Consider the following 16998-nt stretch of genomic DNA (forward strand, 5'->3'; position numbering starts at 1 on the left):
GCAGAGCGTAGCGAAGCATCTTTACCGCAGCAGTAACTCATTGTTTGTATTAGTGTTGCGGTAAAGATGCTTCGCTACGCTCTGCATGACATTCTCAGTCATAATCAAGCATAATGAAAGCTTTCCTCACCCACATCAAGGAAAAATACGGCGACGGCAACTACGCCGGCGACGAGTTTGGCGGCGCGCGCGGGCACGACGGCCGTGGCCTGCCCACCGGCCTGCCCAACAACTTCATGTTTGCCACCGGCATCGAATGCTCGAACCCGACCATTGACCACGGCCGCACGCGGCGCGACCTGCTGCAGGAGTGCGGCCACTACGAACGGTGGCGCGAAGACCTGGCGTTGGTGAAAAACCTGGGGCTGAAAGTGCTACGCTACGGGCTGCCGTATTATAAGACGCACCTCGGGCCAGGGAAATACAACTGGGAATTTGCCGACCAGGTGATGGCCGAGATGCAGCGCCTAGAAATCACGCCCATTCTGGATTTGCTGCACTTCGGCGTGCCCGACTGGCTGGGTAACTTCCAGAACCCTGAGTTACCCATTCATTTTGCCGAGTACGCGGGGGCCGTGGCCCGGCGCTACCCCTGGGTGCGCTACTACACGCCCATCAACGAAATCTACGTGACGGCGCGCATGAGCGCCAAAGACGGCGTCTGGAACGAGCAGCTGAAGTCCGACCGCGGTTTTGTGACGGCCATGAAGCACCTGGTGGCGGCCAGCATCCTGGCCACCCAGCAGATTGCCGTGCACCGGCCCGACTGCATCATCGTGCAGAGCGAGTCGGCCGAATACATCCACGAACTGCGCGCCAACCCCTCGCCGCAGGTCACGCTGGAAAACAAGCTGCGCTTTGTCTCGCTGGACTTGCTCTACGCCCACCACCCGGACGGCGACGTGCTCAACTACCTCTTCGACAACGGCCTGACCCGGCGCGAGTACGACTGGTTCATGGCCGGCGAGCCGCCCGGCTACCAGATTATGGGCAACGACTACTACGGCCGCAACGAGCGCATCATCCTGCCCGACGGCACGCTGTGCACCAGCATGGACGTGCTGGGCTGGTACAACATCACCCTCGAATACTACCGCCGCTACCGCAAGCCCGTGATGCACACCGAAACCAACGTGCTGGAAGCCCACAACGCCCCGACCTGGCTCTGGAAGCAGTGGGTGAATATCCTGCGCATGCGCGACGAGGGCGTGCCCGTGCTCGGCTTCACCTGGTACTCGCTCATCGACCAGCTGGATTGGGACATCGGCCTGGCCCGCAAAGTGGGCAAAGTGAACCCCTGCGGCCTCTTCGACCTCGACCGCAAGCCCCGCCCCGTGGCCGAATGCTACAAGATGCTGCTGCAGGAATACGGCCAAATCACCATCGTGCCCCACGGCGAGCTGTTTGAAGTAACCAAAGAGCCAGCCACGCTGAAAGTGGAGGTGTAGGCAAAAAGCCGGAAATTCCCGTTGTTCTTTTGCCCCGCGTGCGCCTCGCCCGCTTTTTCTTTGGCATTATGAGTCGCCCGCGGCCCCAAAACCAGTTGCATCAGCTGCTTTGGCAGCACGGCCTGCTGTTGCTGCTGGGCCTGGGGTTGTATTTGGTTGACAAGTATGAGGGCCTGTCGCCCAACGTCATCACGGCCGTGCTGCTGGTAGGTGCGGCGGGCAAAACCGGCTATTTCCTGCTGCACAATTTCCGGGCCCTGGCCGCGCTGCGCCAGGCATTCCGGCAGTTTGTGCTGTTGGTCTCGCTCAATCTTTTCATGATTGTGCTGTCCTTCGCGCTCGACTTCTATTGCCTCTACCGCGTGAACGACCACGCCTTCAACAGCTTGCGTCCGGGCAGTGAATTGGCGGTGTTCGGACAGTTGTTCTATTTCAGCGTGGGCACGCTCATCAGCAACTCCGAAGGCGGCGCGGTGCCCGCGGCGGGCTCCACCGAAGTCCTGTTGCTGCTGGAAAAAATAGCCGGCTTCGTGTCCACGGTTTTCGTTATCTCGAATGCCGCTAACTTCCTGCGGCCCGGGCCGCGCCGCAAAAAGGCGGCCCCGCCCGAAAACCCAGCCCAGCCCTGATGCCACCCACCCCCAACACGCCCGCTCCCCGGCTGCTACACGTGGCCGCCGCCTGGCCCCTGCCCGGCCTCGGCCTGCTGGTGCTGCCCGCCGGGCCGGCGCCCGCGCTGGCGGCCTATGCCCTGCACACCGCGCTGGCCGTGGAGGTGGTGCTGCCCGACGGCACGCGCCACCCGGCCGTGGCCACGGTGGAAGAAATAACCCGCCCGGAAACACCTGCGACTGCGGAGCAAGGCTTGCTCCTGGATATTGATGCGGCCGTGGCGGCAGGGGCCGGCGCCGAAATCTGGCTCACCGGGCTACCTGATAATTTTTGCCTTGCCGACTAGGGCACGCTTCCGTGCGGTTTTGGTCGATGAATTGGTTTTGGCATAGCTGGCCGTGCAGTCGCGGGTGGTTTGGAGGCCGCAAACGTTTTGGGTTCGCCCAGTGACTCCGGGTACCCTGAAAATGAAGATGACAGCGGGCAAAATCGGATTTGGCGACGCACCGGCGCGCCCTTGGCCGGGCCCGGACAGCAGTTGAGCCGCCAGGTTTAACAGTTGGCCCGAAATTTTCATACTTTCGGCCTGGAACTAGTTGGGAGCCATGCACGCTTTGCGTAAATTGCGAGACTACAACAGTTCCTTGCATTTGGCCCGACACTACTCCGTATGAAATTTTTTGCTCCGCTGCTCCTGGCACTCCTCTTGGTATTGCCAGCCGCCGCCCAGCGTATCGTAATCAGCGGCCAAGTGGTGGAGGCCACCAACGGCGAGCCGGTGCCGTTTGCGTCCATCTTCGTACCCAAGACCAATTTCGGCGTCACGGCCGACGCCGACGGCAAGTTCAAGCTGGCCATCACGGGCTCGCCCGATTCCATTGCGGCCTCGGCCATGGGCTTTGCCACGCTGCGGCGCAAGCTCAGCGACGCCGCCACGCAAACCGTGCTGTTCCGGCTGAAAACCGGCGGCGTGGCCCTGGGCGAAGTGGTGGTGTCGTCGCGCCAGCCCGAAAACCCGGCCTTCCGCATCCTGCGCGAAGTGCAGCGCCACAAGCCCGAAAACGAGCGTTCGGCCCTGCAGGCAGCCGAGTACGACTCCTACAACCGCATCGAAACCAGCCTGATTGACGTGCCCGCCAACCTGGCCAAGCGCAAGGTCATCAAAGACATTCGGGCGCTGGCCGTGCGCCAGGGCGCCGCCGCCGCTGCCGATGCCGACGCCCCGCTGCCCATTTTCGCGTCCGAAGTGGGCTCGCGGGTGTACCAGCGCAACGCGCCGCTGCGCCGCCGCGAGGACCTGCTGCACAAGCAGATGCGCGGCGCCGGCCCGCGCGAGGGCTCCATCCTCTCGCAGATGCTGGGTTCCAACTTCCAGAACTTCGACTTCTACCCCAACTGGCAGAACGTGCTGGGCAAGGACTTCATCTCCCCCATCGCCGAAGGTGGCCGCCTGACCTACGACTACGAGCTGCAGGATTCCGTGTTTGTGGGCAAGGACTGGTGCTACAAAATCGCCGTCACGCCCAAGCGCAGCCACGACCTGGCCTTCAAAGGCACCATCTGGATTACGCAGGAAGGCTACGCGCTGCGCCGCATCGACGTGGTGGCCAGCCCCGACGCCAACATCAACTTCGTGAGCGACCTGCGCATTTACCAAGACTTCACCTCGCCCGGCGACGGGCCGGGCCTGCCCATCCGCACCAAGCTGGTGCTCAGCGTGCGGCCTTACGAAAAGCAGGCCGCCATGCTGGTGCGCTTTACCACGGTGAGCAGCAACTTCGTGCGGAACCAGTTGCACACCGAGCCTGGCTTTTACGACCAGCCCATCGTGTCGTCGCTGATGGAGCCCGCCGAGCAGCAGGGCGGTGGCTTGCTCGCCAGCGTGCCGCAGGGCGGCGCCCGCGGCTACTTCGACGAGCACCGCCCCGACACGCTCAGCCTCTCGGAGCGCCAGACGTTTGCCGTGCTCGACTCGGCCAAGCAGCTGCCTTCGGTGCGCAACCTGCTGGACTGGGTCGACTTGTTTGTGAACGGCTACAAGCGCGTGGGCCGCTGGGACGTGGGCCCCATCCTCACCTCGTATGCGCACAACGACTACGAAGGCAGCCGCATCCGGCTGGGTTTCCGCACCACGCCCGACATCAGCCGCGACTGGGTGACGCAGGGCTACGTGGCCTACGGCACCAAGGACACCCGCATCAAGTACGGCATCCGAACCTACTACATTGCCGAGCGCCGGCACTGGACGGTGTTCACCGGCGAGTTCAAGCACGACGTGGAGCAGGTGGCCCTGCTCGACAACGACTTTACTTCTGATAATAATTTGTTTGCGGCCGCCTCCCGCTGGGGCCGCTTCATTCAGGGCCGGCCCATCCTGCGCGATTTGTACTCGCTGAGCGTACAGCGCGACCTGTTTCACGGCTTCACCCAGACCCTGACGGCGCGCCACCAGGACATTTCGCCGCTGCACGACTTCGCTTACTACTCCACTTCCGACCGTGGCCCGACGGCGCCCATCGGCCACGACCTAACGCTGTCGGAAGTGGTGCTGGAATCGCGCTACGCCCCCGACGAAAACCTGGTGCAAAGCGAAAACCGGCGCCGCGCGGTGGGCCTCAAGCGCCTGCCCGTGTTCACGTTCCGCTACACGTTCGGCTACCGCAACCTGTTCGAGAAGAACACCCCGCCGCCCTACCAGAAGTTCAACCTGCTCATCACGCACAGCGCCTCGGTGGGCCAGCTGGGCCGCCTGAACTACCGCGTGGAAGGCAGCTACATTCCGGATGCCGTGCCCTACCTCATCCTCAAAACGCCGCTCGGCAACCAAACGCCGTTCTATAACGCCAACTCCTTCAACCTGATGAACTACTTCGAGTTCGTGACGGACCACTCGGTGTCGCTGCGCCTCGACCATCATTTTGAAGGGCTCTTTCTAAACGGCATCCCCGGCATTCGTTCGCTCAACTGGCGCCTGGTGGGCACGGCCAACCTGCTCTACGGCAGCCTGTCGAACGCCAACACCACGCAGCCTCGGCGCGACATGGGCGGCCACGAGCTGGCCCCCATCCCCACCCTCGACAAGCAGCCCTACGTGGAAGTGGGCTACGGCATCGAGAACATTTTCAAGTTTATCCGGGTCGATTTCATCCACCGCCTCACCTACCGCGACCAGCCTGCGCAGGACACGCCCATCACGCCCAAACACCAGAATTTCGGCGTCAAAGTAGGCGCGCAGTTCCGCTTGTAGCGCCCGCCGCCTTTGGTTTGCGAAGCCCGCCGGCCCAAAGCCGGTGGGCTTTTTGTATTTTAGGCGTCTTATGCAACAATCACGCACTACCCATTCGCTTTCGGGCCAATGCGGCGAGGTTGGGAAAGGGTGGCGGCGGCTCTTGGCGGGCTTCGGCTTCCTGTTGATGGCATTCGTGGGAAGCAGTTTTCCGGCGCACGCCGCCCCCGAAGACACCCTCGTCGTCAACCCCGCCCAGTCGGCCATCTACCTCGACGAAAATTATTACAGCTTGCTGGAAGACCCCACGGGCCGGCTCAGCTTCGCCGAAGTGCACAGCCCGGCCTGGAGCCGGCGCTTCGAGCGGCTGCGCGGCTCGGGGCACCCGTCCAACATCAACCGCACCCAAAGCGCCTACTGGCTGCGCATCACCGTGCGCCACGCACTCAACGAGACGGCCGCTTGGTACCTGGAGCTTTACGACTCGCACATTGGCCAGGCCGTGTTTTTCCGCCCCCGCCCTGGCGCCGCCGCAGGCTACGACAGCGTGGTGACGGGGGCCAGCCTCTCGTTTGCCACGCGCCCGCACCCTTATAAAAACTTCCTGTTTGACCTGCCGCCCCGACCGGGCCAGACGGCCACCTACTACCTGCGCCTGCACTCCGACACCCGCACCAGCTTCCGGGCCATGCTGCACAGCGGGCCGGGACTGATTCCGGAGCTGTCGGTGCAGTACTGGTTGCTGGGCGTGTTCTATGGCGTGCTGGCCATCATGCTGCTTTACAACCTGATACTGTTCTTTTTTCTAAAAGAACAGACCTATTTATTCTACGTGCTCTACGTGCTGAGCGGCACGCTGCTGTTTCTGACGGAAGACGGGCTGGGGTTTCAGTACCTGTGGCCCGGTGGGCCGGGGCTCAACCATTTCATCGGCGCGGCGGCTCCGGTGCTGCTGCTCATCACGTTTGCAGTGTACGCCAGCGGCTTTCTCGACATGGCCTCTCGCCTGCCCACCTTGTACCGCGTGGGGCGCTGGGTGGTGGGCCTGAGCACCACGCTGCTGGTGCTCGACGCGGCCCTGATTCATTCGGGGTTTAGCTTCTGGCTGTACCTGCTGCCGTATGGGCTGCTGTATTACTCGGCTTTCCGGGCGTACCGGAGCGGGCTGCGGCCGGCCCGCTACCTGCTGCTGGCCCAGGCGCTGGTGGCCACCAGCCTGGTTTTCCTCATCATGCGCAAGCTGGGCATTAATTTCTACAACAATGCCTACACCGTTTATAGCCTCTATGCTGCCTTCGTGGCCGAGGTGGTCATCCTGAGCTACGCGCTGGGCGAAAAGCTCAAAGGCCTGATGGACACCACCCTGCTCACCCAGCACCGCCTGCTGAAGCAGCTCCGCAAAAAGCACCAGGCCCAGGACCGCCTGGTGGAGCAAATGCGTGAAAACCAGGAGCTAAAGGACCGCCTCAACTCCGAGCTGGAAGCCCTCGTGACCCAGCGCACCGCCGAGCTGCGCCGCCAAAACGACACCGTGGCCGCCCAAAACCGTGAGTTGCTGGAAGCCAACGGCCTGCTGGCCCTGCAATCGGCGGCCATCGAGAACCTGAACGCCGAGCTTAGCCGCGACCTGCACGCCGAAAAGGCTGCCCGCATCGAAGCCCGCGAGGTAGACTTCGGCGAGTTCAGCCAGATTTACCCGGACAAGGATGCCTGCCTGCGCTACCTCGCCGACCTGAAATGGGGCCACAGCAGCTACCGCTGCCGCAAATGCGGCCACGAGAAAAGCTGCGAAGCCCGCGAACCCCACGCCCGCCGCTGTACCCGCTGCCGCTACGTGGAGTCGGCCACAGCCGGTACGCTGCTGCAGAAGTGCAAGTTTTCTATTGTGAAGGCCTTGTATGCCGTGTTTCTGCTGCACGCGCACAGAGGCAATTACTCGGCTTCGGAACTGGCCCGAGTGCTGGAGTTGCGCCAAGCCACCAGTTGGGCATTTGCGCAAAAGGTGCTGGCGGCCTTGCAGCGCCGCCGCCAGGCCGCCGACTACGAAGACGGCGAACCGTGGACGCACGTGCTGCTGGACGCTACCACCGAACCGGAACTGGCCGAAGAAGCCTCGGTGGATAGCGAGAAATAGCCAGGCATTTGCCCGGCAACGATTGCGACGAGGCGGTTTACCCTGATTGGGCACTGGCAACTCGTGCAGACAAATAATCTGTCGGAGTACGGGCGCAGGTAGCTGAAGAGTAATTTTTTTCTGATTGCAAGCGTTTTTTTTCGTTGTTTTTTAGACCAAGAACCAATTCCACGAAAAGGCGCTGCCCGATGCGGCAAGCCCTAAAGCCTGTTGTGTGTGTGTGCAGCAAGCGTATAAGCATTAGGTGGGGCAAACGCAAAAACAGCCAAAACAGCCAATAGACGCAGTTTTCGTTCTTGCATTTGCCAAACACGCCCTTATACATTTGAGCGTCCTATCCCACCTGACGCTCGTGTTTTTTACCGCTGCCACCTTCTTTTTGAAAGTGCCTGCCCGTGCCCCACTGCCGGCGTTTATGCGCCGTCACCGCTGGCCCGCGCACCTGCTGACCATGGCGCTGTGCCTCGGGTGTCAGCGGGCGGCGGTGCCTACCGTTGCAGTGGCTCCAGCAGTCTCAGCGAGCGCGCCGGTGGCAGCCAACCGGCCCGAAACTACTTTCAGCCCGCGGGTGCAGCAACTGCTGGCTCAGATGACGCTGGAGGAGAAAATCGGGCAGATGACCCAGCTCAACATTTCGGCCATCAACACCACGGGCGAAGACAAGGACGTGGTGTTGGACTCAGCCAAGGCAACTGCTTTGGTACGGGACTTTCACGTCGGCTCGTTCATCAACGGTCAGGCAGTGCCGGCCGCGCAGTGGCTGCGCTACGTGGCCGCGCTCCAGCGCATTGCCCTGCGCGAGTCGCGGCTGCACGTGCCCATCATCTACGGCATCGACCACATGCATGGGGCCAGCTACGTAAGTGGCACCACCATTTTCCCGCACAATCTCAACCTGGGTGCCACCTTCAACCCCGAGCTGGCCCGCCAAACCGCCCGCGCCACCGTGCTGGAATCGGCGGACTTGGGCCACCGCTGGCAGTTCTCGCCGGTGCTGGACCTGGGCGTGAACACCTACTGGCCGCGGCTCTACGAAACCTACGGCGAAGACCCGCTGGTAGCGGCTACGCTGGGCGCGGCTTACGTGCGGGAGCTGCAGTCTAATAACGACATAGCCCCTTACAAAGTAGCGGCTTGCGCCAAGCACTTTCTTGGGTACTCAGACCCGCGCAACGGGTGGGACCGCACCAACGCCCTCATTCCCGACCAGCGCTTGCAGGAGTTCTTTCGTCCTTCGTTCCAAGCCGCAATCGATTCCGGGGTGAAGAGCGTGATGGTAAATTCCGGCGAAATTAACGGGGAAGCCGTGCACGCGTCGAAGGCCATTCTCACCGACTTGCTGCGCCGCCAGATGGGCTTCCGGGGTGTGGTGGTGACGGATTGGGAGGACATCAACCGCATGGCGCGTGTGCAGAAAGTGGCCGCCAACGAAAAGGAAGCCACCTGGATGGCCATCGACGCCGGCATCGACGTGGCCATGACGCCCTACAACACCAACTTCTGCCGCTACGCCAAAGAGCTGGTGCAGGAGGGCCGCCTAAGCGAGGAGCGCATCACGCTTTCGGCGGGCCGGATGTTGCAGATGAAGGATGAAATTGGCCTCTTTGAAACCCCGCTGCCGCGCGCCGACCGGCTGGCCCGCGTGGGCGACCCGGCCCTGCGCGCCCAGGCCGTGGCGGCGGCTCGCGAGTCGCTGGTGTTGCTGAAAAACGAGAAGAACGTGCTGCCGCTGGCTCCGGCCCTCGTGAAGCGCCTGTTGGTACTCGGGCCCTCGGCCGAGTCGCGGGCCAACCTGTGTGGCGGCTGGACGCTGGCCTGGCAGGGCCGCGCTGAAGAAGCGTACCCTAAAGACGTGCCCACGCTGGTGGAAGCCCTGCGGAAGGAGTACCCCCACGCCATTATTGAAACGCTGCCCGGCCGCGACTCTAAAGGCAAGTCCTTGCTGGCCAGCGCGGGAGCCGCCGCGAAGCGGGCCGATGCCGTGGTGCTGGCCCTGGGCGAGCGGCCGTATACCGAAGTGCTGGGTAATACCTCGGACCTGACCCTGCCCGACGACCAGCAGCAGCTGGCGCGCGCGGCGCAGGCCAGCGGCAAGCCCACGGTGCTGGTCGTCATCGGCGGCCGGCCGAGCATTGTGCGGGCGGTGGCGGGCGCCAGTTCGGCCGTTATCTGGGCGGGACTGCCGGGCTACGGCGGGGGCACGGCGCTGGCCGAAGTCATCAGCGGCAAAACCAATCCGAGCGGCAAGCTGCCGTTTACTTACCCGCAATTTGCCGGCCACGTCACCAACTACCACCACGACGCCAACGAGAACAGCGCCGACCTGCGCGACTTCGCGGCCGGCTTTGCCCCGGCTGGGGCCAAGTATACAAGCAACATGCTCACCGAGTTTGGCGAAGGCCTGAGCTACACTTCCTACCGCTACTCGGGGCTGACGTTGAGCGACTCGGTACTCACTGGAACCGGCGCCAAGCTGCGCGCCACCGTGCAGGTGGCCAACACCGGCGCCCGCGCCGGGCAGGAAGCGGCCCTGTGGTTTCTGACCGACGAGGTGGGTCGGATTGCGCGGCCGGTGCGCCTGCTCAAGCACTTCGAGAAGCAGCCCTACGCCGCCGGGCAAAGCCGGAAACTGACCTTCGACATCGACCCGCTGCGCGACCTGAGCTACCCCGACGGCCAGGGCCGGCCGCAGCTCGAAGACGGCTGGTACACGCTGCGGGTGGGTACGGAGCAGGCGCGGTTCCGCTACGCGGGCGGCGCCAGTGCCCACAGTGTTCCCGCTCCGGCCAAAACTACTGGCTCAACGAACTAATTTAATTAATCTGATTTGCGGTGCCTTGCTGGTACCGGTGCTACAGCTTTTCATTTTTTCCCACCCACTTCACAATTCTCATTATGAAGCGACTTGTTTACTTAAATACGCTGCTCCACCGTTCGGCGGTGGTGTTGGCATGCGGGCTTCCGGTGCTGGCGCACAGTGCGCCGGTGGCGGCAGCGCACCCGCTGGTTCGGCCGGCGGCCGAGGTGCCCGTGAGCGGGCGCGTGACCGGGCCCGACGGGACTGGCCTGCCCGGCGTGACGGTGCTCGTGCGGGGCACCTCCGTGGGCACCAGCACCAACGCCGATGGTGCCTTCAGCCTGACAGCACCCGAGGGTAGCACGCTGGTGTTCAGCTTTATAGGCTACACCACCCAAACCGTGGTGGTGACGGCTGCCAACGCCAGCGCCGTGAGCGTGAGCCTGAAAGAAGATGCCCAGAAGCTGAATGAAGTGGTGGTGGTGGGGTACGGCACCCAGGAGCGGGGCAGTGTGACGGGCGCCATTTCGTCGGTGGGCTCGGCCGACATCGTGCGCCAGCCCGTGCCCGACGTGACCCAGGCCATTCAGGGCAAGGTTTCCGGCGTCACCATCACCTCCAACGGCGGGGCGCCCGGCGGGGCGGCGGGCACGGCCATTCGGGTGCGCGGCATCACGTCGGCCGGCAATAACAACCCGCTCTTCGTGGTCGACGGCTTTCCGCTGCCCGACAATGGCGACAGCCAGCTGAACGCCATCAGTCCCAACGACATCGAAACGATTGACATCCTGAAAGACGCTTCGGCCACCGCCATCTACGGCGTGCGCGCGGCCAACGGGGTGGTTATCATCACGACCAAGCGGGGCAAAGCCGGCAAAACCAACGTCAACGTCGATGCTTACCGGGGCGTGCAGATTCTGGCGCGCAAGCTGGACTTGCTCAACGCCAAAGAGTACGCCACCATCAACAACGAGTCGCTCATTGCCGCCGGCAAGCCCATTGCGCTCGACAAGCTGCGCGACCCAAATTCGCTGGGTGAAGGCACCGACTGGCAGGACCTGCTGTTCCGCCAGGCCAAGATTCAGAACTACTCGCTCTCGACCACGGGCGGCAGCGAGAAGGCCCGCTACGCGCTGTCGGGCACCTACTTCCAGCAGGACGGCATCATCGTAGGCACCAATTTCGAGCGCTTTACGCTGCGGGCCAACGGCGACGTGCAGATTGGCAAAATGCTAAAAATCGGCAATAGCATCTCGCTCACGCACCTGGGCGACCGGCAGGTGTCGAGCAACGGCGGCGGCAACGGCGGCAACAACGAATACGGCGCCGTGCAGCAGCTGCTGCGCATTCCACCCACGGTGCAGGCCTACCGCCCCGACGGCTACTGGTACCAGCCCAACGGCGCGGCCGACAACTTCACGGAAGAAAACCCGCTGGCCACTTCGCTGCGCACCAACCAGAAGTTCACCCGCAACCGCGCCATCACCACGTTCTACGCCGAGCTGGAGCCGCTGAAAGGCTTGCGCTTCCGCACCAACGTGGGCGTTGACATGATTTACGACAACTTCAACAGCTTCTCGCCCAAGGGCCCCGAACTGGCCGGCTACACGCAACGCTACACCACGGCCGGCGCCTCAGCCACGTCGAGCTACGCGCCGACTTACCTGATTGAGAACACGGCCACCTACGACCGCACGTTCGGCGGCGACAAGCACCACGTCACGTTCCTGGTGGGCCAGTCGGCGCAGGAGTTTAACTTCAGCAACATCTCGGCCAACCGGACGCAGTACCTGCGCAACGACCTGCAGACCATCAACTCGGGCCCCATCAACCCGCTGCTCAGCAACGGGGGGACCGTGGACCCGCCCCGGCGCCTGGCCAGCTACTTCAGCCGCCTGAACTACGAGTTTGCCGGCAAGTACATCGTCCAGGCCACGTTGCGCTACGACGGGTCGTCGCGCTTCCAGCCGGGCAACAAGTTCGGCTTCTTCCCCGGCGGCTCGGTGGGCTGGCGCATTTCGGAGGAGGAATTCCTGAAAGGCAACCGCACCGTCAGCAACCTGAAGCTGCGCGCCGGCTACGGTCGGGTGGGCAACGAGTTGAACGCCGGTCGCTTCGCCTATTTGTATTCCATCAACTTTGGCATCAACTACCCGTTTGGCTCAGACGGGGCCCTCAACACGGGCGGGGCACCCACGCGCCTGCCCAACCCCAACCTGCGCTGGGAATACAACGACCAGGCCAACATCGGGCTGGACATGGGCTTTATGGACAACCGGTTTGAAGCCAGCATCGACCTCTACAACCGCAACTCGCCCAACCTGATTGCGGGCGTGCCGCCGTCCTTGGTGTCGGGCACTTACGAGTCGGTGAACGCCAACGCCGCTTCGGCTTACAACCGCGGCATCGACCTCTCGCTGACCTCGCACAACTTCACCGGGGGGGCCGATGGCGCGCTGAACTGGTCGACCACGCTGAACTTCTCGGCCTTCAAAACCCGCCTGGAGTCGCTGGGCGCCGGCATCCCCTACAACGGCCTGACGTCGCTGAGCGGCACCATTGTGCGCTACGACGTCAACCAGGCCTTTGGCTCCTTCTACGGTTACGTGGCCGACGGCCTGATTCAAAGCCAGGAAGAGCTGAACGGCCTGAACGCGGCAGCCAAAGCCGGCTCGGCCAAGGCCGACTTTTACCAGCTCAGCGGCACCGGCCCCGGCGACATCAAGTTCAAGGACCTGAACGGCGACGGCACCATCACCGACAAGGACCGCACGTTCATCGGCAATCCGAACCCCGACTTTTCGTTCGGCATGACCAACACGGCCAGCTACAAAAACTTTGACCTGAGCTTCTTCATCCAGGGCGTGCGCGGCAACGACGTGTACAACCTCAACCGCTACATCACGGAAAGCGCGCTGTATAGCACCACCAACGGCACTACCCGCATCCTGGGCCGCTGGACCGGCCCGGGCACGAGCAACGACATTCCGCGCGCCATCAACGGCGACCCGAACAGCAACCTGCGCGTGTCGACCCACTACATCGAGGACGGCTCCTACGTGCGCCTCAAGAACCTGACGCTGGGCTACTCGCTGCCCCGCGCCGTGCTGAGCCGCATTTCGGCCGCTCAGATTCGCGTGTACTTCACGGCCCAAAACCTGATAACGCTCACCAAGTACACCGGCTTCGACCCGGAGGTGAGCGCCAGCGGCGTCGACCTGGGCATTTACCCCCAAACCCGCGTTTTCCTCGGCGGCTTGAACATCGGGTTCTAATCCTTTTACATTCCCACCACCACTGTCATGACCATCTCAAAATTTACCTGCGGCACTTTCCTGCTTTCCCTGGGCCTGCTGCTGGGCGGCTGCGGCGAGAAGTTTCTGGAAGAAGCCCCCGTTGACCAGATTACGGACGCCAACTTTTATCAAAGCCAGCAAGACGCCATCCAGGCCACCAACGCCGCCTACAGCGAGTTGACCAAGGAAGGCCAGTACAACCTATCCATGTGGGCCTTCGACATCTGGGCCGACAACTCCGTGTCGGGTGGCGACGACGGCAACGACGCCGTGGAGTACAAGCAGCTGGAATCCTTCAGCATTCCGAGCACCAACATCGTGGCCACCCGCCTCTGGGGCGGCTGCTTCGTGGGTCTGCAGCGGGCCAACTTGGTGCTGCAGAAAGTGCCCGGCATTGCCAACATGGACCCCGCCATCAAGAACCGCTGCCTGGGCGAAGCCCAGTTCCTGCGGGCCAAGTTCTACTTCGACCTGGTGCGGGCCTACGGCGACGTGCCCCTGTTCACGGCCCCGCCGGCCAGCCCGGAAGCGGTGAACATTCCGCGTACCCCCGCCGCGCAGGTGTACGCCCAAATCGAAAAAGACCTGGCCGACGCCTACAACAACCTGCCGCCTTCCTACTCGGGCGCCGACCTGGGCCGCGCCACCAAGTGGGCCGCCGCTGGCCTGCTGGCCAAAGTGTACATCACCGAAGGCAAGAAAGCCGACGCCGCCACCTGGGCCCGCCGGGTCATCACGAGCTCGGGCAAGACGATGTGGGACAACTACGCCGACAACTTCAAGCCAGCCAACGAGAATCGCAACGACAAAGAGTCGCTGTTTGAGGTGCAGTATGTGAACGGCCACAACGAGTACGACCGCAACAACGTGGGCTCGGCCATGAACGAGTTCTTCGCCCCCCGCGGCTCGAACCAAACGGCCGGCAGCGGCTACGGCTTCAATGTGCCGGAGCCCGACTTCGTGAACGGCTACGAGGCCGGCGACACGCGCAAGGCGGCCACCATCTGGGTGCCCGGCGACGTGTACCCCGACGGCAACCGGCAGTCGGCGCGGGCCACGGGCTCGCCCTTCGGCTACAACGTGAAGAAGTGGTTTACGGGCAAGGTGAACACCAACATCTGGGACTCGCCGCTGAACGTGCCCGTGCTGCGCCTGGCCGAGATGTACCTGATTGTGGCCGAGGCCGTGGGCCCGACCGCCGAAGGCCTGGAAGCCATCAACAAAGTGCGGCGCCGCGCCTTTGGCCTGCCCATCGACGTGGCTTCCCCCGCGCACGATTTGACGGCCGCCACAACCGACTTCACGGGCGCTGTGCTGCGCGAACGCAAGTACGAGCTGGCGTTTGAGTTCGACCGCTGGTTTGACCTGAAGCGCTACAACGGCACGCCTTACGGCCTCATTCCGGTGATGACGGCCCAGGCCGCCTACCTGCGCACGCTGGGCATTCAGCGTGCCGTGCCCACGGCCACCAACCTGGTGCTGCCCATTCCGCAGTCGGAACTGGACGCCAACCCCGGCCTGGTACAGAACCCCGGCTACTAAGCCGCCTTCGCTCACATTTTCAGCTTTACACCGCTCATGAATACTATCTGGAACAAGGCCGGGATGCTGCTGCTCGGCGGCACGCTGCTGCTAAGCGCCTGCAAAAAGGGCGACGAAGGCGCCCTGGATGGCCCCGTGCCCACCACCACCTTCACCACCACCTCCCGCACGGTGGGCTTTACCACCGAAGTCACCTTCACGGCCGTGCCCAACCCCGACGCTTTCCTGTACGAATGGGAGTTTGGCGACGGCGGCGGCACCGACGGCCGCGGCTCGGTGGCCTCGGGCCAAACCGTGACGCACGTCTACACCAAAGGCGGCACCTTCAAGGCGCAGCTGATTACGGCCGGCCGCGGCGGCCAGGGCTTCTCCGCCACCAAGGACATCGTGATTCCCTCGTCGCTCAACCTGGTGAAGCAGTACCTCACCGGCGGCTCGTCGCGCACCTGGAAGCTGGACAACGGCGTGGTGGCTCCCATCACGGTGGGCCCCTCCGACGCCGACCCCACCAGCTACTACGCCGGCAACCCCACGCCCGGTGCCCTGCCGGCCTGCCAGGCCGACGACGAGTACACTTTCAGCACCAACGACGTGTTTACCTACGACGCCAAAGGGCAGACTTTCGTGGCGGGCGGCGCCTGCGATGCCCCCCGCAACGTGACCACGCCGTTCACCTTTGCCGCGGCCACAGGCCAGGGCCTGGCCCAATTCACGTTGGCCAGCGCCACGCCCTCGCCGTTCATTGGTGTCACCGACGCGCCGGGCTTGCGCTACCGCATCCTATCCATCACCAACACCAACATGGTGCTCCGGGCCGGTAGCACGGCCGATAACTTGGTGTTCGACCTGAAACTGGTGGTGAAGTAGCGCGGCGCGCTGTTTTCCTGCCACCCCTTCCTTTCCCTTCGTCCTTATGTCTTTTTCCCAACGTCCTTCTTTTTTCAGGCCGTGGGCCGGGGCCAGCTTGCTGCTGGCCCTGAGCCTGGGCGGCTGCACCAAAGAATCTCCCAAAGTGCTTCCGCCCGCTGACCCGGTGGTGCCCGTGGCCAACGAAGAACAGCGCGACTACAGCCAGTACACCGACCTGGTGTGGAGCGACGAGTTCGACGGCGCTACCCTGGACCCCGCCAAGTGGACCTACGACCTGGGCGGCGGCGGCTGGGGCAACAACGAGCTCGAAACCTACACCAACTCGCCCGACAACGTGTTCCTCAGCGGGGGCAACCTCGTCATCAAGGCCATTCGCACGCAGGCGGGCAGCAACACCAGCTACACCTCGGGCCGCATCCTGACCAAAGGGCGCCAGAGCTTCACGTTTGGGCGTTTCGACGTGCGGGCCAAGCCCCCCAAGGGCAAGGGCATCTGGCCGGCCATCTGGATGCTGGGCGCCGACATTGACCAGAACAACTGGCCGGTGTGCGGCGAAATCGACATCATGGAGGAGCGCGGCAGCCGGCCCCGCGAGCTGCTCTCGACCATGCACTTCGGCAGCAGCGGTGCCGACCACCGCTACAAAGGCACTACGGAAAACCTGCCCGCCGACCTTTCCGACGACTTCCACCTGTTTTCGGTGGTGCGCAGCCGCAACCTGATGCGCTTCTACATCGACGGCCGCCAGTACTACTCGTTCACGAGCAGCGACGCCAACCCCTACCCTTTCAACAACCCGTTTTTCGGCATCCTCAACGTGGCCGTGGGCGGCAACTTCGACGGCAACCCCGACGCCACCACCACCTTCCCGCAGCAAATGCAAGTGGATTACGTGCGGTTTTACCAGTACAAATAAGCGGGCCGCCCGGCCCGCTTGCTGCCACTCCGGCCGGGACTTGGTGGGATATGAGCCCGCCGGATAGGGCGGCAGCCGCTTCTGGCCCGGACAAGCCGGGGCGGCTGCCCCCGATGGTATTTTCGGCCCGATTTGCTGCCACTGCGGCCGCTTCGGG

The 16998-nt window shown here is 63.4% G+C and carries 10 protein-coding genes; all 10 read left to right on the top strand.

Going from position 1 to position 16998, the window contains the following annotated elements; genetic code table 11:
* Positions 1-113 precede the first annotated feature (113 nt).
* The 10 genes from I2H31_RS17565 to I2H31_RS17610 all read left to right on the top strand — a co-directional run bounded on the left by I2H31_RS17565 (position 114) and on the right by I2H31_RS17610 (position 16841).
* The gene (locus tag I2H31_RS17565; protein ID WP_196294361.1) at positions 114-1448 is read left to right on the top strand and encodes a family 1 glycosylhydrolase; all 1335 of its coding nucleotides are present in this window, start codon (positions 114-116) and stop codon (positions 1446-1448) included.
* Positions 1449-1516: 68 nt separating this feature from the next.
* Positions 1517-2077 (top strand): hypothetical protein, encoded by a 561-nt coding sequence (locus I2H31_RS17570; protein WP_196294362.1) that lies wholly within the window; start codon positions 1517-1519, stop codon positions 2075-2077.
* Positions 2077-2406 carry a hypothetical protein gene (locus tag I2H31_RS17575; RefSeq protein WP_196294363.1) on the top strand — a complete coding sequence of 110 codons (330 nt, stop codon included), beginning with the start codon at positions 2077-2079 and terminating at the stop codon, positions 2404-2406. Before I2H31_RS17570 ends, I2H31_RS17575 begins: the two co-directional genes overlap by 1 nt.
* Before the next feature lie 324 nt (positions 2407-2730).
* Positions 2731-5307 carry a DUF5686 and carboxypeptidase-like regulatory domain-containing protein gene (locus I2H31_RS17580; protein ID WP_196294364.1) on the top strand — a complete coding sequence of 859 codons (2577 nt, stop codon included), beginning with the start codon at positions 2731-2733 and terminating at the stop codon, positions 5305-5307.
* Between the two features lie 166 nt (positions 5308-5473).
* Positions 5474-7420 (top strand): 7TM diverse intracellular signaling domain-containing protein, encoded by a 1947-nt coding sequence (locus I2H31_RS17585; protein WP_196294365.1) that lies wholly within the window; start codon positions 5474-5476, stop codon positions 7418-7420.
* Between the two features lie 415 nt (positions 7421-7835).
* Positions 7836-10232, top strand: coding sequence for a beta-glucosidase family protein (locus I2H31_RS17590; protein WP_196294366.1), 2397 nt, complete (start codon positions 7836-7838; stop codon positions 10230-10232).
* Positions 10233-10315: 83 nt separating this feature from the next.
* Positions 10316-13492: a SusC/RagA family TonB-linked outer membrane protein gene (locus I2H31_RS17595; RefSeq protein WP_196294367.1), complete on the top strand. Its 3177-nt coding sequence runs from the start codon at positions 10316-10318 to the stop codon at positions 13490-13492.
* A 27-nt stretch (positions 13493-13519) separates the two neighbouring features.
* Positions 13520-15055 carry a RagB/SusD family nutrient uptake outer membrane protein gene (locus I2H31_RS17600; RefSeq protein WP_196294368.1) on the top strand — a complete coding sequence of 512 codons (1536 nt, stop codon included), beginning with the start codon at positions 13520-13522 and terminating at the stop codon, positions 15053-15055.
* A gap of 36 nt (positions 15056-15091) precedes the next feature.
* Positions 15092-15922, top strand: coding sequence for a PKD domain-containing protein (locus tag I2H31_RS17605; RefSeq protein ID WP_196294369.1), 831 nt, complete (start codon positions 15092-15094; stop codon positions 15920-15922).
* A 46-nt stretch (positions 15923-15968) separates the two neighbouring features.
* Positions 15969-16841, top strand: coding sequence for a glycoside hydrolase family 16 protein (locus I2H31_RS17610; protein ID WP_196294370.1), 873 nt, complete (start codon positions 15969-15971; stop codon positions 16839-16841).
* The last annotated feature ends 157 nt before the right edge of the window (positions 16842-16998 follow it).

Origin of the sequence: Hymenobacter ruricola (assembly GCF_015694525.1) — a bacterium.
Lineage (GTDB): Bacteria > Bacteroidota > Bacteroidia > Cytophagales > Hymenobacteraceae > Hymenobacter > Hymenobacter ruricola.

Excerpts from the sequence above, each read along its gene's own strand:
- I2H31_RS17565 (WP_196294361.1), top strand. The coding sequence starts at position 114 with ATGAAAGCTTTCCTCACCCACATCAAGGAAAAATACGGCGACGGCAAC.
- I2H31_RS17570 (WP_196294362.1), top strand. The coding sequence starts at position 1,517 with ATGAGTCGCCCGCGGCCCCAAAACCAGTTGCATCAGCTGCTTTGGCAG.
- I2H31_RS17575 (WP_196294363.1), top strand. The coding sequence starts at position 2,077 with ATGCCACCCACCCCCAACACGCCCGCTCCCCGGCTGCTACACGTGGCC.
- I2H31_RS17580 (WP_196294364.1), top strand. The coding sequence starts at position 2,731 with ATGAAATTTTTTGCTCCGCTGCTCCTGGCACTCCTCTTGGTATTGCCA.
- I2H31_RS17585 (WP_196294365.1), top strand. The coding sequence starts at position 5,474 with ATGGCATTCGTGGGAAGCAGTTTTCCGGCGCACGCCGCCCCCGAAGAC.
- I2H31_RS17590 (WP_196294366.1), top strand. The coding sequence starts at position 7,836 with ATGCGCCGTCACCGCTGGCCCGCGCACCTGCTGACCATGGCGCTGTGC.
- I2H31_RS17595 (WP_196294367.1), top strand. The coding sequence starts at position 10,316 with ATGAAGCGACTTGTTTACTTAAATACGCTGCTCCACCGTTCGGCGGTG.
- I2H31_RS17600 (WP_196294368.1), top strand. The coding sequence starts at position 13,520 with ATGACCATCTCAAAATTTACCTGCGGCACTTTCCTGCTTTCCCTGGGC.
- I2H31_RS17605 (WP_196294369.1), top strand. The coding sequence starts at position 15,092 with ATGAATACTATCTGGAACAAGGCCGGGATGCTGCTGCTCGGCGGCACG.
- I2H31_RS17610 (WP_196294370.1), top strand. The coding sequence starts at position 15,969 with ATGTCTTTTTCCCAACGTCCTTCTTTTTTCAGGCCGTGGGCCGGGGCC.